Source organism: Ursidibacter maritimus (assembly GCF_009761395.1).
GTDB classification, from domain to species: Bacteria; Pseudomonadota; Gammaproteobacteria; order Enterobacterales; family Pasteurellaceae; genus Ursidibacter; species Ursidibacter maritimus.
On sequence record NZ_LEKN01000036.1, the window covers coordinates 65,526 to 88,082 of the forward strand.

The following is a 22,557-nucleotide window of genomic DNA, read 5'->3' on the forward strand; positions in this document are numbered from 1 at the left end:
GCGTTTTAATGCTCTTATATTTTTTTAAGCTATTTTTACCGCTTTGTATTGGCTTTGTGGCTTAACGATAAATTCTCTAGCTTTGATGATTTGTAGTTCGTATTTGCCACTTTGTTGAGTGACACTCATCACATCATTCACTGCATTTGCAGTATGCTCGAAAGCATCAAGATCGGATTTGCCGTTGAGTAAATTTGCTAAAAAAAGACCGCTTGTAAGATCGCCAACACCAACAGGATCTCGCCCAACAAATTCGTGAAGTGGGCGACGGATATGCCAAATTCCTTCGGCTGTGGCTAATAACATTTCAAACTGGCTTGGATCTTTCCCAACCTTGCTAAGATGTTTAACTAATACACGTTTAGGTCCTTTGCTTAAAATAACGTTAATTGCGTTAAGAGCTTGTTCAAAGTTTTCAACAGCTAAACCTGTTAGCTCTCTCAATTCGACAAGATTTGGCGCAATCAGATCGGCTTTTGTCATTGCGAAATCGCGTAGAAATTCCGCCACACCAGGTGCAACAATACAGCCTTTATCTGGGTGACCCATTACGGGATCACAGAAATATAAAGCATTTGGGTTCTTTGCTTTAATTTTTTCAACAGCGGCGAGAATCTCGGTACCCTGCTCAGCAGCACCGATATAGCCTGAAAGAATGGCATCGCATTCACTTAATGCTTCAATTTCATCAATACCTTGTACAATTTCACCAATTTGTTCTTTCGGCACGACCATTCCTTTCCATTTTCCGTATTGCGTATGGTTTGAAAATTGAACAGTATTTAATGCCCAGATATCTACACCAAGTAGTTGCATTGGGAAGGTTGCGGCTTTATTACCTGCGTAACCATAAACTACGTGCGATTGAATTGAGAGAACATTTTTCATCATTTTATCCTTAACATTGATCTTTAATTTTATCCAACTACCGCAGGTAGATAACCTGCTCTCACCACAAATGCAATGAGTATAATCATACCCTAAATTGCAGGGAGAAGTAATTTTAGATTTTCACTAATGACTCGATAATATAAGTACACCAACTAAAATACGATTTGCTGAATAATTAAAGGTGTGTTTGTCTGTTTATTATCCATTTTGCAACCGTTGTAATAACCTATCCATTGCTCGATAGCCTAAGGCTTCGGCAAGATGAGCTTGCTGAATGTTAGGTTCATTAGCTAGATCAGCAATAGTGCGAGATACTTTTAAAATGCGATGATAAGCTCTCACCGAAAGCCCAAGTTTTAATAATGTATTCTCTAAGAACTGAGCATCTTGTGGAGAAAGTGAGCAATCCTGTTCAATCTCTCTAGTTGTCAGTTGAGCGTTAATTTTTCCCCGTCTGGCTAATTGCAAATCACGAGCGGCAAGTACCCGCTTTCGAACTTGCTCGGTAGTTTCTCCACGCTGCTCACTACCTTGTTGCAATGCCCCTTGTGGTAAAAGTGGGACTTCAATAGAGAGATCAAACCGATCAAGAAAAGGCCCTGATAAACGATTAAGATAACGCATTACTTGTTGTGGTGATGTACGATTGTGAGTGCCTTGATAATGACCTGTTGGGCTTGGGTTCATTGCGGCGATTAACTGAAATCGTGCTGGAAACTGTACTTTAGCATTGGCTCGAGAAATAATAATCTCGCCAGATTCAAGGGGCTGGCGTAATGCGTCCAATACTTTTCTCTCAAACTCAGGAAGTTCATCAAGAAAAAGAATACCATTATGAGCTAAGCTAATTTCACCAGGTTTAGGGATCGAACCACCGCCCACCAATGCAACCATTGACGCACTATGATGAGGTGATCGAAAAGGACGATATTTCCAGTTTTGGACGTTTAGTTCATTCTGAACAAGGCTAGTGATTGATGCGGTTTCAATTGCTTCATCATCAGACATTTCAGGCAAGAGATCGGCTAAACGGCTTGCCAACATCGTTTTCCCCGTTCCGGGTGGCCCTAGAAATAACAGGTTGTGTTGCCCAGCCGCCGCTATCGTTAAAGCCCTTTTGGCGTGTTGCTGCCCGATAATATCGGTTAAATCTCGTTGAATAAGCGGTTGGTTTAAGTTCGTTTTTTGCAAGTCTTGCTGTGCAACGGATAATTTATCTCTATTATTCAGGAAATTGACAACTTGCAATAGCGAGCCTGCAAAATAGGTTTGGGTGCTAGACACAAGGGAAGCTTCATTGGCATTTTGGCGGGGAATAATGAGTTCTCGTTTATCTTTCTCAGCTGAAATTACCGCAGGAATTGCCCCTTGAACGCCACGTAGATGACCTGTGAGAGAAAGCTCACCTAAAAATTCAAATTGTTTTAGTTTGTCACTATCAATCTGTCCTGATGCCGCTAAAATACCAATTGCAATTGGTAAATCAAAACGTCCACCTTCTTTGGGCAAATCCGCAGGGGCTAGGTTGATGGTAATGCGTCTTGCAGGATATTCAAAATTGGCATTTAATAATGCACTTCTTACTCTATCTTGAGCTTCTTTAACACTCTTTTCTGGTAAACCAACCAAGCAAAGCCCGGGGCTACCTAAACTAATATGTACTTCAATTGTAACTAATGGAGCTTCAACACCAATAGATGCCCGACTATAAATAATGGCTAATGACATATTTTCTCCGTCAATATACTCTTATGATGGCCCCACAGCTTAAGCAAAGCTACCTTGCAATTCACGCAAGAAAAAATTGTTTTTCGATCTAGTTCACAAAAATTTTGCAAAAATCAGTGCATAACGCACCGCTTGTAGTACACTTCCGTTTTATTTAGGTGTGAATAAGTGAAGGGGAATATGCGCAATCAGCAAGATGTAATCGTGGTCGGTGGCGGAATGGTTGGAGCGGCGACAGCCTTAGGGTTAGCAAAATTAGGGTTGAAGGTTGCCTTGTTGGAAAAGAATCCATTACCAGAATTTTCCAAAAATGCACCTTATGATGTCCGTATTTCTGCCATTAGCGTCGCGTCTGTTGCCTTGTTAGAAAAATTAGGTGCGTGGCAGGCGATAGAACAAATGCGTGTATGGGCGTATGATGGTTTGGCAACTTGGGAAATTGACGGCTTTAATACCGCATTTCACGCTGCTGAACTTGGTTTAGATAAACTGGGTTTTATGGTGGAAAATAATGTTATTCAAATTGGTTTATGGCAAGCATTGCAAACCTACCCTAATTGTGTTCAAGCGGTAGGATTTCAACATATTTCTGCAAATTCACAACAAGGTATTTGGACATTAACCCTTGATAATCAACAGCAGTTCGCAGCTCCCTTAGTTATCGCTTGCGATGGTGCAAATTCTCAAGTCAGAAATTGGGCTGGCATTGGTTTAACTAGCTGGCAATATCGTCAGCATTGCTTATTAGCCGTTGTAAAAACGTCTTTACCACCGCAAACTGCCACTTGGCAACAATTCTTCCCAAGTGGGCCAAGGGCTTTTCTTCCTTTAGCCGATGATAATGGTTGTATTGTGTGGTACGACTCGCCACAGCGTATTCAGCAACTACAACAAATGAGCAGTGCTGCATTATCCAGTGAAATTGATCAATGTTTCCCAACAAGACTGTGTGAGGTAGAAGTGATAAACCACGCTAGTTTCCCACTCACTCGACAACACGCTCAACACTATTTCCGTAATGGGATTGTTCTTGTAGGGGATTCAGCTCACACAATCAACCCGCTTGCTGGACAAGGGGTGAATTTGGGCTTTAAAGATGTTAAAGCACTATTAGAGATTGCAGAACAAGCGGCCAGAAAAGGGCAATCTTTTGCAGATGTTGAGTGGCTGAAACAGTATGAACGGCAACGTAAAATGGATAATTTAGTCATGCAAACAGGAATGGATATATTTTATAAAGCCTTTAAAACTGATCTCTTACCTGTTAAAGCCTTGCGTAATCTTGCACTTATTGTTGCAGAAAGAGCTACGCCACTTAAAAAACGTGCGTTGAAATATGCGTTGGGGTTGTAATAAGTGATGTGCTATCGGCACACAATAGCCGATAGCAACTAGATGATGGGAGATTTTAAAGGGAAGTTACTTTTTACCAAACATTCCGCCTAAGCCACCAAGTCCGCCTAGACCACCCCCCATCATTCCTTTCATTCCACGCATCATTTTAGCCATTCCGCCTTTACGCATTTTTTTCATCATACGTTGCATTTCATCAAATTGTTTGAGCAATTTATTCACATCTTGCACTTGAGTGCCTGAACCTAATGCAATTCTGCGGCGACGAGAGCCTTTGATAATATCTGGATTAGCACGCTCTTTAAGCGTCATTGAATTGATGATAGCTTCCATTTTAATAAACATCTTATCATCAACCTGATTTTTAACGTGATCAGGTAGATTTTTCGCCCCAGGTAATTTCTCAAGCATTGACATCATTCCACCCATCTTTTTCATTTCAACAAGTTGATCGCGGAAATCATCAAGGGTGAAGTCATCGCCTTTTTTGAATTTAGCTGCCATTTTCTCAGCTTTTTCTTGATCGACAGAACGTTGCAAATCTTCAATCAATGAAAGCACATCACCCATTCCGAGAATACGCGATGCAACACGATCAGGGTGGAATGGTTCTAAAGCATCTGTTTTTTCGCCTACCCCTAGGAATTTAATCGGCTTGCCTGTAATTTGACGAATAGAAAGCGCCGCACCGCCACGAGCATCACCATCTACTTTGGTTAAGATAACCCCCGTTAATGGTAGTGCTTCATTAAAGGCTTTTGCGGTATTAGCTGCATCTTGCCCTGTCATTGCATCAACCGTAAAGAGTGTTTCAATCGGGTTCAAGACTGCGTGAACTTGCTGAATTTCACTCATCATGTCGCTATCAACGTGTAAACGACCTGCGGTATCGACAATCAACACATCAAAGAAATTCAGTTTAGCGTGCTTTAAGGCATTTTCAGCAATTTCAGTGGGTTTTTGGTTGGTTTCACTTGGAAAAAACTCAACTTTTAAAGCTTCAGCTAATGTTTGAAGCTGTTTGATCGCCGCAGGGCGATAAACGTCCGCAGACACAACAAGCACTTTCTTCTTATGACGTTCTTTTAAGAATTTTGCTAATTTCCCCACAGAGGTGGTTTTCCCCGCCCCTTGTAAACCTGCCATTAAGATAACAGCAGGTGGCTGTGTGGCTAAATTCAGCTCTTCATTCGCTTCACCCATCGCTTTTTCAAGCTCAGCTTGCACGATTTTCAAGAACTCTTGCCCTGGCGTTAAGCTTTTATTAACTTCTTCACCAATGGCACGTTCTTTGACTTTATTGATAAATTCACGCACCACAGGTAAAGCGACGTCTGCTTCTAACAACGCCATACGCACTTCACGCAAGGTATCTTTAATATTGTCTTCGGTTAAACGCCCTTTACCTGTAATGTTTTTCAAGGTTTTGGAAAGTCTGTCGGATAGGTTCTCAAACATAATCTTTTCTCTATTTGCAAAATATTAGTTCAATTTAACCGCTTGTTTGCGGCGGAATGTTGGCATTATACAAAAAAAGCGTGGAAGGCGGAGTTATATCTTTGCATAATCTTTGATTTCCCAACATAAGCTATATCTTCCCGGTTATTCAACTTGAATAATTTTCATAATAAATACTAAAATTTATCATTTTGACTCACTAAAAAATTGTGATTTAATTCATCTATTAAAAAAATAAGTAGGAAGAACAGAATGACAACCCAATTCCAATGCCGTGTGCATACTGAAAGATTTGATGAAAATTACGAACCCGCGAACAGTACTCGCTTAACCACCAACTTTGCTAACCTCGCTCGTGGCGAGAATCGCAAAGAAAACCTGCAAAATGCTATTGCGATGATCGATAAACGTTTTAACGATTTGGCAAACTGGGATAACCCAACTTCCGATCGTTACTCCGTCAATTTGGATATTGTTTCTATTGATCTTGATGTAGAAGGTAAAGGTAAATTTTTCTCTGCATTGGAATGTCTTAAAACATCCGTCATTGACAAAAAAACGGGCAAAACCATTGACGGTATAGTGGGTAACAGTTTTTCTTCTTTCGTGCGTGACTACGATTTCAGCGTGTTATTGCTCGATTACAACAAAGATAAGCCAGAGTTTACTGTGCCGGAAGGCTATGGAGATCTGCATGGCAAATTGTTCAAACATTTGCTAGCTTCTCCTGAATATAAGGCACAATTTAAAAAGCTACCAGTGATCTGTTTGAGCGTCGCAACTACTCGTACTTACCACAAAACAACCAATGTTCACCCGATTTTGGGCGTGGAATATGAACAAAACGACTATTCATTAACTGATGCCTATTTTGCGAAAATGGGTTTGAAAGTACGTTACTTTATGCCACCTAAATCGGTCGCACCTTATGCGTTCTATTTTGACGAAAATGCAGATTTGTTGAACGATTACACCAACATTGAGCTAATTAGCACGATTGCGACAATGGAAGCGTTCCAAAAAATTTACCGCCCAGAAATATATAACGCGAATTCAGTGGCAGGACAGGTCTATAAACCAAGCTTGACGAGCAAAGATTATTCTCTCACCAAAGTGGAATATGACCGTGTTGAACGTACTCAGCTTGCGGTTAAGCAAGGCAAATATGCTGAAGAGCATTTCATCAAACCTTATAAAGCATTATTAGATGCGTGGTTAAATGAAAAATAGTCAATAAAGGACAACATAAATTATGAGCAAAATTCTTTTACCCACTTCCACCGCAGGTAGTCTGCCGAAACCGTTTTGGCTTGCTGAGCCTGAAAAACTGTGGTCTGAGTGGAAATTTAGTGGCGATGAGCTGTTACAAGCCAAACGTGATGCGTTGTTGATCTCCCTTGCAGAGCAAAATGCGGCAGGGATTGACATTGTTAGCGATGGTGAGCAAACTCGTCAGCACTTTGTGACAACGTTCATCGAACATTTAGAAGGCGTAGATTTTACCAAGCGTGAAATCGTGCGGATCCGCAATCGCTATGATGCGAGTGTACCCAGTGTAGTTGGAACGGTTCGCCGTCCAAAATCTGTGTTTGTGGAAGATGCGAAATTCTTACGTCAGCACACAGATAAGCCGATCAAATGGGCGTTACCTGGCCCAATGACAATGATCGACACACTGTATGACGGTCACTATAAAAGTCGTGAAAAATTAGCGTGGGAATTTGCCAAAATTCTCAATGAAGAGGCGAAAGAGTTAGAAGCGGCTGGTGTGGACATTATTCAATTTGACGAACCTGCATTTAACGTCTTTTTTGATGAACTCAACGACTGGGGTGTGGCAGCATTAGAGCGTGCGGCGGAAGGTTTGAAATGCCAAACGGCAGTGCATATCTGCTACGGTTATGGTATTAAAGCGAACACCGACTGGAAACAAACGCTCGGCGGCGAATGGCGTCAATACGAAGAGAGTTTCCCGAAACTGCAACAATCTAAAATCGACATCATCTCGCTTGAGTGCCAAAATTCAAAAGTGCCGATGGACTTGCTTGAATTAGTTCGTGGCAAAATCGTCATGGTCGGGGCGATTGATGTTGCCACCAACGTGGTCGAAACGCCAGAACAAGTCGCAGATACACTCCGCAAAGCGTTGCGATTTGTTGATGCAGACAAACTTTACCCAAGCACCAACTGCGGAATGGCACCTATGCCACGCCATATCGCTCGTGCAAAACTCAATGCCTTGAGCCAAGGGGCTTCGATTGTAAGAGCGGAATTGATCGGGAAATAGTGAAAATAGGGTAGATAGGATTGTGAATACCGTAGGGTTTACCTATGGTCAGATTATTGACAAAGTAATTTGATAGCTTCTTATCTTCCTTACTTCATTGTATATTCTGTCAAATCTCCCCTAACCCCTCTTTGCTAAAGAGGGGAACTGGTACAAACGAAAATTCAACATCGAAGTTCTTTAAAAAGATTTTGAGTTTTCTGATGAATGCATAACTTTCTGTGATCTAATCCCCCTCTTTAGCAAAGAGGGGTTAGGGGAGATTTGGAAGAATTGATCTGCACCCCAAAAGTTAGACTGATTTAAGACAAGCGGTGCGTTTTTAGAGGAAATTTGCAAAATTCTTTATAAATCGCACCGCTTGTAAGTATCTTTAATTATTTTTGTGTAATTCCTTCAACAGCGGAATAAACAACGTTTTCTGTGAAGCACTCAACTCTTGCCAATGGCGATCTAACTCCATTTCATCATTATTCCAACCAAATTCTTCCATACAATCCGCAAAAAAGTAGCTTATCGGCGTTTTTAAAAACGTCGCAATCGCAACCAAATGAGCCATATTGATTTTATTTGTCCCACGTTCGTAGCGGGAGAACTGGGGCTGAGAAATATCAACGCATTCAGAAAGTTTTTCTGCTGTAAAACCCAATTCTTTACGTCTTCTTTGAATACGTTGTCCTATTAATCGATCAATCTCACTTGGAACAAATTTTGCCATATCCATACACTTTTAATAATATTCTATAAGTGCATATTTTCTTAGTTTTTATTCTTGCAATAAGAACTATAAAAGCATAAAATAACAATAAATTCATTTATGTAATTTTTAAAATTCTGCATAATAATAGGAGTAAACTATGAAATTAAGAAAATTAATGCTTTTAGCTATTGGTTTAAGTTCTTCAAGTATGGTATTTGCTAACTGGGAAACAGCATTTTTGAAAGCAGAGCATCGGGGTAATGGTTTATATAACACCTGCGTATACGAAACTATATTAGGATACAGATTTTCTCTTCAGATGACATTTTGCCAATATAGTGTTGAAATAAATACAGAAACAGGAATGGTGAGAAAATAATCATTAACATAAACGGTCATTTCACTAAAAAATTTTGCAAGATTTTCCACAGTTCTGACCGCTTATTTTACTACATTTCAACCCAACACTATTTCACTCTTTTACCTTTTCTAAAACTCATTTCAACATTTCCGAGTCATAATCTTGTTTGCAAAAGTCAAGAAAGATATGTCTGCCAAATTGTCGTAGATAGCCATTATTGAGATTGTGATAGATACTAATCTTGTACAAAACTGGTTTATTCTTTATAACAATTCTTCTAGAATAAGTCGATTTTTTTACAATATGAGTATGCTATGTCGAAATCTATTTGTATCATCACCGGTAGCACCTTAGGCGGTGCGGAATATGTGGCAGATAACCTAAATGATGTTTTAACCGCGCAAGGCTTCGAGGTCGAGCTATATAATCAGGCTGAATTGGCGGATATTCAGCATCAATCTAATTTATTGGTCGTTACTTCTACACATGGAGCTGGTGAGCTACCTGAAAATATTCAACCTTTATTTGCAGATTTATTAGAACAACGCCCTGATTTTAGCCAAATGAAATTTGGAGTAATTGGGTTAGGCAGTTCCGATTACGACACTTTCTGTAATGCGGTAAATATTGTGGAAGAGACTTTAAGTTCTCTCGGTGCAACGCAAGTGTGTGAATCTTTACGCATTGATGTGGTAAGTGACTTTGATCACGATGGTAGTGCTGAAGCGTGGTTACCAAACTTGGTTGAGAAGCTATAAATGAAAATCGGATTAGTACTAGAAGGCGGGGCAATGCGAGGAATGTTCACCGCAGGGGTACTTGATGTTTTTTTAGATGAAAAGATTAAAATTGATAGCATTGTGAGCGTTTCTGCTGGTGCGTTGTTTGGAGCAAATTTTCCATCGCAACAAAAAGGTAGGGCTTTACGATATAACAAACAGTTTTTAAATGATAAACGTTATATCAGTTTACAAAGTTGGCTGACAACAGGTAACGTTGTGAATAAAGAATTTGCATTTTATGACGTGCCTTTTAAGTATGATCCTTTTGATAATGAACGCTTTAAACAATCGGGCATTGATTTTTATGCAACCGTGACTAATGTGGTTACAGGAAAAGCAGAATATATCAAAATTACTGATCCCTTTGTTCAAATGGAAGCGCTTAGAGCAACATCAGCAATGCCTTATGTTTCTAAAGTGGTAGAATACAATAATCAACTTTATTTAGATGGCGGTATCGCTGATTCTATTCCGATAGAAAAATGCCAAGCGTTAGGTATGGATAAAATGATTGTGATATTAACTCGCCCATTGGAATATCGCAAAACGCCATCGAATAAATTGATGAGCAAACTCTTTTATTACCGCTATCCAAATTTAGCTCGCACGCTAGATAATCGTTATCAAGAATATAATCAAAAAGTAGAAAAAATCATTGGGTTAGAAAAAGAGGGTAAAATTTTTGTGATACGTCCCTCGCAAACTTTGGCCATTAAACGTATTGAAAAAGACCTTAGTAAAGTGCAAGCAATGTATGATCTTGGTGTATCTGATGCTCGCAATGTAATGGAGAAACTCAAGGTGTATTTAGAGTACTAGAAATGAAAAAAGCCACTATTAAGTGGCTCTTTCTAACGTAATAAGGAGTTATATTATGACGTTTAAATTAATTGGCGGAATGGACGGGACTCGAACCCGCGACCCCCTGCGTGACAGGCAGGTATTCTAACCAGCTGAACTACCACTCCGCAACGAACGAGGCGTATAATAATAATTTCGTTATATAGCGTCAAATACTTTTTTCAAAATTTCTTTTGGTTGCTTTTTTACTATACAGTTCGTGCATTTTTTAGTTTATGCTCGTGTCATCATCAATAGCTATTTTTGTCCATAAGCAATTTCCTTTAGATTTCTTATCGAGTAATTTCAAGTAATCTAAGTGTGCTTGTTGTTCTTCTTCGCTCGGTTGTAACACTATTAAACCTTCACTATTGATAGCTTTATGTTCAAAATTATTATCGCTACCGATAGTATTTGCTTCTGTCTCTTCATCGGCTAGTAATGCAATTTGCCCACCTGTCATCACCAAGAATACATCGGCAAGGATTTCCGCATCCAATAACGCTCCGTGTAATACACGCTTGCTATTATCGATACCTAATCGATCACAAAGCGCATCTAGGTTATTTCGCTTACCTGGGTACATTTTTCGGGCGAGCTGTAAGCTATCTGTTACCATACACATTTCGGCAACTTTGTCAGGGGGATTAGCTAAAAATGAAAATTCATGATCGATAAAGCCTACGTCAAAGGGAGCATTATGAATAATGAGCTCAGCACCTTTAATAAACTCAAGAAACTCATCAGCAATTTCGGCAAAAGTGGGTTTATCCACCAACATTTCATTGGTAATACCATGAACTTTTATTGCTTCTTCTTCGACTTCTCGTGGAGGTTTGATATAGACGTGATAAGTTTTACCTGTTAAGCGGCGGTTAATCACTTCTACCGCACCAATTTCAATAATGTTATGTCCAATATGTGGCGCACCATTGAAATTCATTCCTGTTGTTTCAGTATCAAGGACTACTTGGCGTAGTATCGGTTGTTCGCTCATTTTATCTTTAAAGGCTAGTAAAATATGTGGGATATTATTGAGATTATGTAGCAGTTGCACAAACAGTCAATTTTTGTAGCAACTGCTTTAGATTGCTTACCTATGCATTTTTCATTATTCTCTGAATTCTGCCTTCGGTAATTTCTTCTTCACGAATGGTCATTATTTCACAACCGTCTTTAGTGACTACAATTTGGTGCTCAAATTGTGCAGAATGGCTACGGTCTTTCGTTTTAACTGTCCATCCGTCATTCATCAGACGCACTTCTTTTTTGCCTGAGTTGATCATTGGCTCAATCGTAAAGACCATTCCTTCTTGTAAAATTACACCGCCATCATCGCTAAAATAATGTAAGACTTGTGGATCGCAGTGAAATTCATCGCCGATACCATGTCCGCAGTATTCTCTAACCACTGAAAAACCTTCTTTTTCAACATATTGTTGAATCGTTTTACCAATTTGATTTAAGCGAATACCTGGTTTTACAATTCTTAATGCTTTGTAGAGTGACTCTTGTGTCACTTCAATTAAACGCTTATCTCGAATGCTTGGTTCACCCACCACATACATTTTGGAGTTATCTCCAAAATAACCGTCTTTAATAACCGTTACATCAATGTTGAGAATATCACCTTTTTTCAGCTTTTTATCATCGTGTGGGATACCATGGCAAACCACTTCATTTAGTGAAATACAAGTTGCTTTAGGATATCCATGATAGCCTAAACAGGCTGGGATAGCTTGTTGAACCTTTTCGATATATTCTTGGCAAATACGATCAAGTTCGCCCGTAGTAATCCCTTCTTTTACATAAGGTTCGATCATCACAAGAACATCAGACGCTAACTGACAAGCTAAGCGTAATTTTTCGATCTCTTGCTCTGTTCGGATTGCAATATTTTTCATTATTAACTCTCGCTAGGAAACAAAGTAGAGCCATTATACTGCTTTTGAGATAAGAATTCACGAAAGGAAATCATTTGTAAGCGGTGAGATTCTGTAAATTGTTTGCAAAATCTTACCGCTTATACTGGATTATTTCACTGCTAAGTGTAATTTCTTAATAATGATATTAAGTAAGACGCCATATAGTGGCAAAAATAAGATAAGACTTACAACTAGTTTGAACGCGTAATCGACAGTGCCGATCGCAAACCAATGCTCCGCCATATAAGGATCGCTACTTTGGTAGAACGCAACAGCAAAGAACACAAAAGTATCGATCAGACTTCCGAAGGTTGTCGAGCTTGCAGGAGCTAACCACCAGTGTTTGCCTTGACGTAAGCGGTTAAATACAAAAATATCCATTAACTGCCCCACTGCATAGCCAGCAAAGCTCGCTAAAGCGATACGAAATACAAATAAGTTAAATTCGGTTAGGGTAGAGAAACCTTGAAATACCCCTTCAAAGAAAATCACTGAAATGATGTAACTTGTAATTAAGGCAGGGAGCATCACTAAAAAAATAATTCGGCGAGCTAAATCCGCACCAAAAACCCGTACGGTTAAATCGGTAGCAAGGAAGATAAATGGAAAGCTGAATGTCCCCCAAGTTGTTGGAATAACGCTATCTGTGAAAGGTAGTTTTATCTCAAAAGTAATTTGTACAAGATAATTACTAATGGTGATGATAAAGATGTGGAATAATGAGAGTAAACATAAAGAACGACGCACTTGTGCATCGGAAAAGTTAAGAATAGTCATATTGTACCTTTTTGTTAAAATTTGGGGTTAGGGAACCCAAAGTGAAAATGGAGGCAGAATGATACTCGCAAGCGCGAAAAGATCAAGAAAATTTAGTGCAATACCGCGTACAATTTACTCTAAAAAACAACAAGGACTAAAATTTAGCCCTTGTTTGCAAAAATAATCTGAAAACTGACCGATTGTAAGCTGCCTAGTTTGCGATTTTATTACTCTGCCATTATGAACGTTTCATTATTTCAAAGAATTCATCGTTCGTTTTAGCTACCATCAGCTTATCAATTAAGAATTCCATCGCTTCCACTTCACCCATTGGGTTAAGAATTTTACGCAGAATCCACATTTTTTGTAATTCATCAGGTGTAGTGAGTAAGTCTTCTTTACGAGTACCTGAACGGTTAAAGTCAATTGCTGGGAATACACGTTTTTCAGCAATTTTGCGTGAAAGGTGTAACTCCATATTACCTGTTCCTTTAAACTCTTCAAAAATAACTTCGTCCATTTTTGAGCCTGTATCAACAAGTGCAGTCGCAATAATGGTTAAGCTACCACCTTCTTCTACGTTACGCGCAGCACCGAAGAAACGTTTTGGACGATGTAATGCGTTAGCATCCACACCACCTGATAAAATTTTACCTGACGCTGGCGTAACTGTGTTATAAGCACGAGCTAAACGGGTAATAGAGTCAAGTAAGATCACCACATCTTTTTTATGTTCAACTAAGCGTTTTGCTTTTTCGATTACCATTTCAGCAACTTGAACGTGGCGTGTTGCTGGCTCATCAAAGGTAGAAGCAATAACTTCACCACGCACTGTGCGTTGCATTTCTGTTACTTCTTCTGGACGCTCATCGATCAAGAGAACGATCAATTCACATTCAGGGTAGTTATTCGTAATGCTTTGAGCGATATTTTGTAGAAGAACGGTTTTACCCGCTTTTGGTGGTGCAACAATCAAACCACGTTGCCCTTTTCCGATAGGTGATGCTAAATCTAAAATACGAGCGGTTAAATCTTCAGTTGAGCCATTACCACGTTCCATTCTTAAACGAGAGTTAGCGTGTAATGGGGTTAAGTTTTCAAATAAGATTTTGCTACGAGAAACTTCAGGCTTGTCATCATTTACTTTATCGACTTTTAAAAGTGCGAAATAACGTTCACCTTCTTTTGGTGGGCGAATTTTCCCTTCAATCGAATCACCTGTTTGTAAATTAAAACGGCGAATTTGGCTTGGGGAAACATAAATATCATCAGGGCCGGCTAAATAAGAGCTATCGCCTGAACGTAAGAAACCAAAACCATCTGGTAAAATTTCTAACACGCCTTGCCCGAAAATATCTTCACCACTTTTGGCGTGTTGTTTAAGAATAGCGAAAACGATGTCTTGTTTGCGTAAACGAGCTAAATTCTCTAGCCCCATTTGTTCTTCACCAATACGGACAAGCTCCGAAACAGGTGTATTTTTTAGTTCTGTAAGATGCATAGAAATGTTATATGTTGTTTAAGATTGGATTAAATATTAGATTAATTCAGGAATTTCAATAGAATTGAGTTGCTGAAGAATACAGCGAAATTGGCTTTTTTGCAAATTTTTTCTGAAATCTTACCGCTTGTTGCTTGAATTTCTATAAAATCCCCCCATCTTGCAGGCTATTGTTTTGCTAAAGTAACTTGATAATGAAACAAAAAGAGACCGAAAATAACGATATTCGCCTAGATAAATGGTTATGGGCCGCTCGTTTTTATAAAACCCGCAGCATTGCGAAAGCAATGATAGAAGGCGGAAAGGTGCAATATAATGGACAGCGAGCCAAAGTAAGTAAAACCGTTGAAGTTGGAGCAACCATTAAACTTCGCCAAGGGAATGAAGAAAAAGAGATTTTGGTTATGGCTTTAAGCGATCAACGTAAAGGCGCACCCGAAGCACAAAAACTTTATCAAGAAACAGAAAAAAGCATTCAAGAACGTGAGAAATTAGCCTTTGCTCGTAAAGCAAATGCACTTTCTATGCCACATCCAGATCGTCGTCCAAATAAAAAAGAACGTCGAGATCTGATTAAATTTAAACTGACTAACTCGGATACATTATGACCCCAATTCAAGCTCATCAAGATAATGACAAACTCTATCGCTTTCTTTTCCAAAATCGTGCAGTACGTGGCGAATGGGTACGTTTAAATAATACGTTTACCGAAACCCTTAATACTCATCATTACCCTAAGGCAGTACAAAATCTATTGGGAGAAATGTTGGTAGCAACTAGCTTACTCACTGCAACCCTTAAATTTGAAGGGGCTATTACGGTGCAAATTCAGGGAGATGGAGCACTAAAATTAGCGGTGGTAAACGGTAATGATCAACAACAATTTCGTGCTTTAGCTCGCGTTGATGGTGATATTGCAGACAACGCGACATTGTCTGAAATGATCGGCAATGGTGTCTTGGTTATCTCAATTATTCCTGAAAAAGGCGAGCGTTATCAAGGCGTAGTTAGTCTTGATAAATCAACTATTAGCGAATGTTTAGAAGACTATTTTGCTCGTTCAGAGCAGTTAGCAACACAATTAGTTATTCGTGTTGGGGAGTATGTAGGACAAGCTGTCGCCGGCGGAACTTTATTACAAATTGTTCCAGATGGTACAGGTACGCCGGAGGATTTTGAACATTTAGCGACACTAACATCCACGATAAAAGATGATGAATTATTTAGTTTAAGTGCTGAAGAACTACTTTATCGCTTATTCCACGAAGAAGTGGTTGAAGTTTATCCTGCTCAACAGACTGAATTTAAATGTGGTTGTTCAAGAGAACGTTCAGGTGCTGCGATTATGCTCGTGCCAGATGAAGAAATTGCGGAAATGCTTGAGGAAAAAAATGGGGTAATAGATATGCAATGCGAATGTTGTGGCACACAATATTTCTTTGACGAAAACGCCATCAATGCACTCAAACAACAAGCATAATAAACTTCTCTTTCAAGCGGTTAGATTTGGTAAAAAATTTGCGAAATCTGACCGCTTCATCGTCATCATAGCTGGTAATTATTCTTCACTGTGAATAGTTAAAGGAAAATCAATCACTTGTTCTGCCAGTACTTCATCTGCAATATTGAGCAATACCAAGTAAAAACCTGAAACTTCATAAACAGGGTTTTCTGAAAAATCAACATTTTCCCAGTTTATTTCGGAGTAAAAATAATAGTTTTCTTCTTTACAGGCTTCACTGTTAATGATGCTAGATTGGTATAATTCTTCGTTAATTGCTCCATTCACGATGTCATAAATCTTTATCGATGCACCGTGCTTTGCCTGATGATTGAGATAAGTATATAAACGAATCTCTCTATCAGAGCTAATTGTACTACCTTCAGAAACTGCAGAATATTCTTTATTTTCATCTGGTGTGGCATCATAGGCACCATCAAAATCAAATCTAACCGCTTGATCTTTGCCATCATCACGCCAATCTTCTACTTGGAGTGGGAAATCTATATCAAGTGTATCAATCAGAATGTCATAACGATTATATGCTGTAATCGCAAAACCACTAATTTCCCCTATTTCGTGCATAGTAAAAGACAAATCCGCTTTGCCTTCGTATGGGGAGGTCATTGGGTTATAACCGAATGATGAATCGGTTTTTGCAAAACAACAAAACGTCAAATCATCATTAGGTGTATGAATGCGTACAGTGATACTGGAGCCAACGCTAATGCTATCATTCGGCGATAAAATACGATCTTGGCAACTTACAGAAACAAATTCAACTTTTAGGTTTTCTTTGTCTGCTGCTTGGCGTTCGGCTAATACTTCTGCTGAAAATGGCAAATACTGGTAATGAATGGAATGTACTTCTTCGTACAGCATCTGTGTATCAGCCATTGCACGAATCCTTGTACCAACGACCTTTAAACCATTGGGATATATTTGAGCATCAATATTGTTAAAATAAAAATAACGTTTAATCTGATGTCTTCCCGAAGGCAATACATCAGACGGCATATAACCACCACCTAGAGATGAGCCTGCTTCCGAGGGGTGTTCTAAAACTGGTAATAACCACAGCTGGCAGTCATATTTGCTTTCAAAATCAATGGTCGCCCACAAAAAATCACCATCGGTAAGTGTTTCTGACTCTGGCGTTTCAAAATGAATGCTATGTAAAATGAAATCTTGTTGAGGGGCTTTTGTAAAGAATTTAGAAAATAATTTAAAAAAGAATGACATAGAGGTTTCCTTGATTTTAAGATGACGGTCTATAATTGTAGAAGCTCAGACTTGATCTGACAAATCATTATAAAAATGAGAGTTTCCCGTTTAGCATATGAGTATCAAAATTCAATCTAAGCAAAAAAGGAAACTCTCATGTTTTATTCTAACAACCCACTCATTAAACACAAGACCGGTTTACTTAATTTAGCAGAAGAACTTGGCAACATTTCTTAAGCTTGTAAAGCGATGGGAATGAGCCGAGATACATTCTATCGCTATCAACAAGCCGTAGAGCAAGGCGGTGTTGAAGCGTTACTTAACCAAACTCGTCGGGTACAGAATATCAAAAATCGAGTAGATGAGCATATTGAGCAAGCTGTTGTAAAATTTGCCCTTGATTTTCCCGCTTACGGACAAGTTTGAGTGAGTAATGAACTTCGCAAGCAAAGTGTTTTTGTTTCAGCCGGTGGTGTTCGTTCCATTTGGCTACGCCATCATCTTGCTAACGTTAAACAGCGTTTAAATGCGTTGGAAAAAGAAGTGGCTGAGAAAGGAATTATCTTAAGTGAAAGCCAAGTTCAAGTACTTGAACGTAAGAAAGAAGATGATATTGCGTGTGGCGAAATCCTACAGCTTATTATTTTTTATAAAATCAGCGTACAGCTGTTCACTTTTTTCTAGATTTTTAGATCCTAAACTTTTATATTAGCGAACATTTGTAAGCTGAAATTATAGGGTCAAACAGCGAGATGGATCTGTTGAATTTTCATTTTGTTAATCGTTTTAACATTCAAGCTCAGCAATTGGCTGAGAGTACAGCTGTACGCTTTCTAGAGCAAAATCAATGGCAATCACTTTCGTGGTCTGCATTTCATTCTCAGATTAACCAACTCTCTTATGCGTTGTTAGCCAAGGGTATTGGCGTTCAAGAAAAAATTGGTATCTTTGCTCACAATATGCCACGTTGGACAATTACTGATATTGGTGCAATGCAAATTAGAGCGATCTCAGTGCCAATTTATGCCACAAATACCGCTAAACAGGTGGAATATATTGTAAATGATGCCGATATTAAAATTCTCTTTGTCGGTGACCAAGAACAGTATGATCAAGTGTTGGAAATAGCGAACAACTGTTCTCAATTAACACACATTGTGGCAATGAAAAGCAGTATTGAGCTAGGTCAGCATCCGTTAGCTTGTTATTGGGAAGATTTTATTAGCGTTGCGCCACAACAAACTTTGTTAGAGCAACGTTTGGCTGATAAACAATTATCCGATCTCTTCACACTGATTTATACATCAGGTACAACAGGCGAGCCGAAAGGAGTTATGCTAGATTATGCTAATTTAGCTCACCAACTTAAAGCACACGACCAAGCCTTAAACGTCGATGAAAATGATGTTTCCCTTTCATTCTTACCTTTTTCGCATATTTTTGAGCGTGCGTGGGTGGCGTATGTCTTCCATCGTGGTGCAACAAACTGTTATTTGGAAGATACTAATTTAGTTCGCCAAGCATTAGTCGAAACACAACCAACAACAATGTGTGCGGTGCCACGTTTATATGAAAAAATTTATGCGGCAGTGTGGGATAAAGTACAAACAGCACCAGCTCATCGCCAAGCTTTGTTTAAGTGGGCGATTAAAGTGGGCGAAAAATATTGCCAAACGGATAAACCATCTCTTTTATTACGTTGGCAATATGCCTTAGCCGATAAATTAGTGTTATCAAAATTACGAGCATTACTCGGTGGGAAAATGAGAATGATGCCTTGCGGTGGTGCCAAATTAGAACCGACTATTGGAATGTTTTTCCACAGCATTGGCATTAACATCAAATTAGGTTACGGAATGACAGAAACAACCGCAACAGTTTCTTGTTGGCAAGATAAAGGATTTAACCCTCATTCTATTGGTAAGCTGATGCCTAATGTGGAAGTAAAAATTGGCGATGACAACGAGATTTTAGTGCGTGGTGGAATGGTAATGCGTGGTTACTACAAAAAGCCTGAAGAAACCGCTCAAGCTTTTACCGCCGATGGTTTCTTAAAAACAGGTGATGCTGGAGAAATGGACGCTGAAGGTAATCTATACATTACAGATCGTATTAAAGAGCTGATGAAAACCTCAAACGGTAAATATATTGCGCCACAATATATTGAAGGCAAAATTGGTAAAGATAAATTTATTGAACAAATTGCGGTGATTGCTGATGCGAAGAAATATGTTTCAGCGTTGATTGTGCCTTGTTTTGAAAGCCTAGAAGAATACGCTAAACAGTTGAATATCAAATATCATAACCGTTTAGATCTCATTAAACATTCGGATATTGTACAAATGTTCGAAAAGCGTATTCACGAGCTACAAAAAGAGCTACCGAGCTTTGAGCAAGTGAAGAAATTTACCTTGCTGCCTGAAGCTTTCACAATGAAGATGGAAGAAATTACGCCAACGCTGAAATTACGCCGAAAAGTGATATTAGAACGCTATAAAGCACAAATTGAAGCGATGTACAGCAAGTCAGATCATTCAAAATCGTAAAAAAGCATTGATTTATTCTTCATATTTGGATTTAATGCTTGCCCGATTTTTGATTTTAAACTTAGATAGATAAAGAGGCATATTATGGCACAGAGTTTTAGCGTAACTCGTCGCTTTTTTGATGATAAAAATTACCCGCGTGGTTTTTCTCGTCACGGAGATTACACCATTCGTGAATCACAGACTTTAGAGCAATTTGGTCAAGCTTGCTTAGCATTAGAAAGTGGTGAGCGCACACCAGTAACAGAAGAAGAAAAACAATTTGTTGCGGTGGTAAAAGGCGATAAAGCACCTGAAACTTTTTTAGAGAAAGTATGGGTAAAATATCGCACGTTAACTAGCAAAACTAAACGCATTTACACTCTTTCTGGCGATGTAAGTGGCGATATTGGTAGCGGCGACGATTCAGAATAATGAGTAGGTGGGCATAACCCACCGCTTATCTTTTTTTATATTTTCTAAATTAGCTATTCTCAAAATAACTCAATATACCGATGACTTTACCCATTTCGCAATATTCTGATTTACTTGCAAAAAAAACAGCAAATCTAACCGCTTTACTTTTACCCTATTCAGCCCCTGAGCTTGAAGTATTTGCTTCAGAAACTAGCCATTTTCGCTTGCGTGCGGAATTTAGAGTATGGCATGAAGATGGCGATCTTTTCCATATAATGTTCGATCCTGAAACAAAGGCTCGTTATCGTGTCGATCAGTTTCCTATTGCAAGTCAGCTTATCAATCGAATGATGACGGTTTTATTAGCGGAAATTAAAGGTAATGAACTCTTAACTAAAAAGCTTTTTCAAATCGATTATTTAAGCACGTTAAGCGGACAGATTGCAGTCTCGATGCTTTATCACAAAGCGCTAACGGATGAATGGATTGAACAGGCGAAGTTGCTTAAACAGCGATTGATTGGTTCAGGCTTTGATGTACAAGTTATTGGTAGGGCTAGTAAACAGAAAATTGCGTTAGACTGTGATTATGTAGAAGAACAACTTTCTGTTGATGGTCAAAAATATATTTATCGCCAAGTAGAAAATAGCTTCACTCAGCCGAATGGTAAAATGAACGAGAAAATGTTGGAATGGGCAAGAAGTTGTACGAGGGAGAGTCAAGGCGATTTACTTGAGTTATATTGCGGTAATGGCAATTTCTCCATTGCATTAGCCAGTAATTTCCGTAAAGTTTTAGCCACTGAAATTGCAAAATCATCGGTAGAATCAGCGCAATATAATATTGAGAAAAATGGTATTACTAATCTGCAAATTATCCGAATGTCTGCCGAAGAATTTACGCAGGCACTCAATGGCGTTCGAGAGTTTTATCGCTTGCGTGGTGTAGATCTTAACGCTTATGATTGTAATACCATTTTTGTTGATCCGCCAAGAGCTGGATTAGATCAAGATACATTAAATATGGTGCAAAATTATGAGCGTATTTTATATATTTCGTGTAATCCACATACACTAGTAGAAAATTTAAAACAGCTAACACAAACTCACCGAATTGAACGTTGTGCCTTGTTTGATCAATTCCCTTATACCGATCATATTGAAAGTGGGGTATGGTTAATTCGCAAAGGCTGAGCTGACGAAAAATAAAGCATTTAAAGCGTTTCATACATTTTATACTTGACCGATATCTCGGTTATCTATATCATCTCGCCTGTTTTCAGCGGAGGAATGGCAGAGCGGTTGAATGCACCGGTCTTGAAAACCGGCGAGGGTTAACGCCCTCCGTGAGTTCGAATCTCACTTCCTCCGCCACTGAATATATAGCCTGTTGATAATTATTTATCAGCAGGTTTTCGCTCTAAAGAGCAATTAAAATTTTAAATAGCTTTCAACTCGGAGGAATGGCAGAGCGGTTGAATGCACCGGTCTTGAAAACCGGCGAGGGTTAACGCCCTCCGTGAGTTCGAATCTCACTTCCTCCGCCATATAACAAAAGCCGTAAGTTCATTAAAAACTTACGGCTTTTTTATTGCTATCGCTATTCACTAAATATTCATAAAAAGGTTAGAATAGCTGAGTTTATTTAACTAACTACTTAAGGAATCAAAATGAAATTTATTAAATCCCTATTCATTATTAGTCTTTCAATGCTTGCTTGCTATTCTGCAAATGCAAATACACAAAACAGTAAAGCGACAACACAAGAACAGAAACAAACAGAGAAAGCATTGAAACAATTTTCAGATGCTATCTCTCTCAGATTTGGGGGAGTTGAAATTAATAATGTTAATAATCAAACTATCGTAAATTTTAATTATTCGGTTGAAAATAAATCAAAGAAAAAGATTACTCAAATCCATTGGGAAACTGTATATTTCTATCAAGATAAAGCAATCCTTGTACAAGATGTACCCGCACCAATTAAAGATGGTTTAAACGCAAAACAATCTTTACCACTCGTATTCTCTATTCCTTTTGATAGCTTACCAGAACAAACGAAAGCCGCTCTTTCAACTCAAGGAGCTCAAATTTCAGCACAATTCAGAGCTAAAACAATTATGTTCTCAGATGGTTCAAAAATTGAAGTAAAGTAGAGTTCTAAGTTCTCACGATATCACTGCTGACATATTTCCATTTATATTTCAATATGTTAGCAGTGAGCATTATCAAACTATGGTGTAATGGAAATATAGTTTTTTAAAATTTCGTTAAGACCTTATATTATGAGGCTTTATCGCTATCTT

21 protein-coding genes, 3 tRNA genes and 1 pseudogene are annotated in these 22,557 nt (G+C 38.7%); 15 read left to right on the forward strand and 10 right to left on the reverse strand.

What is annotated here, in order from left to right; all coding sequences use genetic code 11:
- Positions 1-24 precede the first annotated feature (24 nt).
- Positions 25-888, reverse strand: coding sequence for a pyridoxal kinase PdxY (gene pdxY, locus A1D26_RS08155; protein ID WP_157403590.1), 864 nt, complete (start codon positions 886-888; stop codon positions 25-27).
- A 201-nt stretch (positions 889-1,089) separates the two neighbouring features.
- Positions 1,090-2,619, reverse strand: coding sequence for a YifB family Mg chelatase-like AAA ATPase (locus A1D26_RS08160; protein WP_157403551.1), 1,530 nt, complete (start codon positions 2,617-2,619; stop codon positions 1,090-1,092).
- Between the two features lie 180 nt (positions 2,620-2,799).
- On the opposite strand from A1D26_RS08160, the gene A1D26_RS08165 reads away from it, so the two are divergent.
- Positions 2,800-3,972 (forward strand): FAD-dependent oxidoreductase, encoded by a 1,173-nt coding sequence (locus A1D26_RS08165; RefSeq protein ID WP_157403552.1) that lies wholly within the window; start codon positions 2,800-2,802, stop codon positions 3,970-3,972.
- Between the two features lie 66 nt (positions 3,973-4,038).
- Here the strand turns inward: A1D26_RS08165 and ffh are convergent, their stop codons facing one another.
- Complete coding sequence (gene ffh / locus A1D26_RS08170) at positions 4,039-5,430, reverse strand: signal recognition particle protein (protein WP_157403553.1); 1,392 nt, start codon at positions 5,428-5,430, stop codon at positions 4,039-4,041.
- 252 nt (positions 5,431-5,682) lie between these two features.
- On the opposite strand from ffh, the gene A1D26_RS08175 reads away from it, so the two are divergent.
- Together A1D26_RS08175 and A1D26_RS08180 are read left to right on the forward strand one after the other, a co-directional pair.
- Positions 5,683-6,660, forward strand: a complete 978-nt coding sequence (locus A1D26_RS08175) for a DUF1852 domain-containing protein (RefSeq protein ID WP_157403554.1) — start codon at positions 5,683-5,685, stop codon at positions 6,658-6,660.
- 22 nt (positions 6,661-6,682) lie between these two features.
- Positions 6,683-7,717, forward strand: coding sequence for a methionine synthase (locus tag A1D26_RS08180; RefSeq protein WP_157403555.1), 1,035 nt, complete (start codon positions 6,683-6,685; stop codon positions 7,715-7,717).
- Positions 7,718-8,090: 373 nt separating this feature from the next.
- Here the strand turns inward: A1D26_RS08180 and A1D26_RS08185 are convergent, their stop codons facing one another.
- Positions 8,091-8,435, reverse strand: a complete 345-nt coding sequence (locus A1D26_RS08185) for a helix-turn-helix domain-containing protein (protein ID WP_157403556.1) — start codon at positions 8,433-8,435, stop codon at positions 8,091-8,093.
- A 139-nt stretch (positions 8,436-8,574) separates the two neighbouring features.
- Here A1D26_RS08185 and A1D26_RS08190 point away from each other — a divergent pair, with 139 nt between their 5' ends.
- The 3 genes from A1D26_RS08190 (at position 8,575) to A1D26_RS08200 (ending at position 10,379) form a co-directional block, all read left to right on the forward strand.
- Complete coding sequence (locus tag A1D26_RS08190; protein ID WP_157403557.1) at positions 8,575-8,796, forward strand: hypothetical protein; 222 nt, start codon at positions 8,575-8,577, stop codon at positions 8,794-8,796.
- A 296-nt stretch (positions 8,797-9,092) separates the two neighbouring features.
- Entirely contained in the window at positions 9,093-9,536 is a 444-nt protein-coding gene (gene mioC / locus A1D26_RS08195; RefSeq protein ID WP_157403558.1) for an FMN-binding protein MioC, read from the forward strand.
- Positions 9,537-10,379, forward strand: a complete 843-nt coding sequence (locus A1D26_RS08200) for a patatin-like phospholipase family protein (protein ID WP_157403559.1) — start codon at positions 9,537-9,539, stop codon at positions 10,377-10,379.
- Positions 10,380-10,451: 72 nt separating this feature from the next.
- Here A1D26_RS08200 and A1D26_RS08205 read toward each other — a convergent pair.
- From A1D26_RS08205 to rho, 5 genes are all read right to left on the reverse strand, one after another.
- Positions 10,452-10,528: transfer RNA gene (locus A1D26_RS08205), tRNA-Asp, on the reverse strand.
- A gap of 101 nt (positions 10,529-10,629) precedes the next feature.
- On the reverse strand, positions 10,630-11,397 hold the full coding sequence (gene dnaQ, locus A1D26_RS08210) for a DNA polymerase III subunit epsilon (protein WP_157403560.1): 768 nt from the start codon (positions 11,395-11,397) through the stop codon (positions 10,630-10,632).
- Between the two features lie 100 nt (positions 11,398-11,497).
- Positions 11,498-12,304: a type I methionyl aminopeptidase gene (gene map / locus A1D26_RS08215; protein ID WP_157403561.1), complete on the reverse strand. Its 807-nt coding sequence runs from the start codon at positions 12,302-12,304 to the stop codon at positions 11,498-11,500.
- 129 nt (positions 12,305-12,433) lie between these two features.
- Positions 12,434-13,102, reverse strand: coding sequence for a 7-cyano-7-deazaguanine/7-aminomethyl-7-deazaguanine transporter (locus A1D26_RS08220; protein ID WP_157403562.1), 669 nt, complete (start codon positions 13,100-13,102; stop codon positions 12,434-12,436).
- Between the two features lie 220 nt (positions 13,103-13,322).
- Complete coding sequence (gene rho / locus A1D26_RS08225) at positions 13,323-14,585, reverse strand: transcription termination factor Rho (RefSeq protein ID WP_157403563.1); 1,263 nt, start codon at positions 14,583-14,585, stop codon at positions 13,323-13,325.
- A gap of 194 nt (positions 14,586-14,779) precedes the next feature.
- On the opposite strand from rho, the gene hslR reads away from it, so the two are divergent.
- Together hslR and hslO are read left to right on the forward strand one after the other, a co-directional pair.
- Complete coding sequence (gene hslR, locus A1D26_RS08230; RefSeq protein WP_157403564.1) at positions 14,780-15,193, forward strand: ribosome-associated heat shock protein Hsp15; 414 nt, start codon at positions 14,780-14,782, stop codon at positions 15,191-15,193.
- Positions 15,190-16,065 carry an Hsp33 family molecular chaperone HslO gene (gene hslO, locus A1D26_RS08235; RefSeq protein ID WP_218958698.1) on the forward strand — a complete coding sequence of 292 codons (876 nt, stop codon included), beginning with the start codon at positions 15,190-15,192 and terminating at the stop codon, positions 16,063-16,065. The genes hslR and hslO overlap by 4 nt, the downstream gene beginning before the upstream one ends.
- A 78-nt stretch (positions 16,066-16,143) precedes the next feature.
- Here hslO and A1D26_RS08240 read toward each other — a convergent pair whose 3' ends face one another.
- Positions 16,144-17,328, reverse strand: a complete 1,185-nt coding sequence (locus A1D26_RS08240) for a hypothetical protein (protein WP_157403565.1) — start codon at positions 17,326-17,328, stop codon at positions 16,144-16,146.
- A gap of 138 nt (positions 17,329-17,466) precedes the next feature.
- Here A1D26_RS08240 and A1D26_RS08245 point away from each other — a divergent pair.
- The 7 genes and pseudogenes from A1D26_RS08245 to A1D26_RS08275 form a co-directional block, all read left to right on the forward strand.
- Positions 17,467-17,940: pseudogene (locus A1D26_RS08245) on the forward strand (helix-turn-helix domain-containing protein); the annotation flags it as partial.
- Positions 17,941-18,062: 122 nt separating this feature from the next.
- Positions 18,063-19,856, forward strand: coding sequence for an AMP-dependent synthetase/ligase (locus A1D26_RS08250; protein WP_157403566.1), 1,794 nt, complete (start codon positions 18,063-18,065; stop codon positions 19,854-19,856).
- A gap of 84 nt (positions 19,857-19,940) precedes the next feature.
- On the forward strand, positions 19,941-20,270 hold the full coding sequence (locus A1D26_RS08255) for a DUF413 domain-containing protein (RefSeq protein ID WP_157403567.1): 330 nt from the start codon (positions 19,941-19,943) through the stop codon (positions 20,268-20,270).
- An 80-nt stretch (positions 20,271-20,350) separates the two neighbouring features.
- On the forward strand, positions 20,351-21,445 hold the full coding sequence (trmA, locus tag A1D26_RS08260; RefSeq protein WP_157403568.1) for a tRNA (uridine(54)-C5)-methyltransferase TrmA: 1,095 nt from the start codon (positions 20,351-20,353) through the stop codon (positions 21,443-21,445).
- A gap of 90 nt (positions 21,446-21,535) precedes the next feature.
- Positions 21,536-21,625, forward strand: a tRNA-Ser gene (locus A1D26_RS08265).
- A gap of 83 nt (positions 21,626-21,708) precedes the next feature.
- Positions 21,709-21,798, forward strand: a tRNA-Ser gene (locus A1D26_RS08270).
- 123 nt (positions 21,799-21,921) lie between these two features.
- Positions 21,922-22,407: a hypothetical protein gene (locus A1D26_RS08275; protein ID WP_157403569.1), complete on the forward strand. Its 486-nt coding sequence runs from the start codon at positions 21,922-21,924 to the stop codon at positions 22,405-22,407.
- Positions 22,408-22,557: the final 150 nt, after the last annotated feature.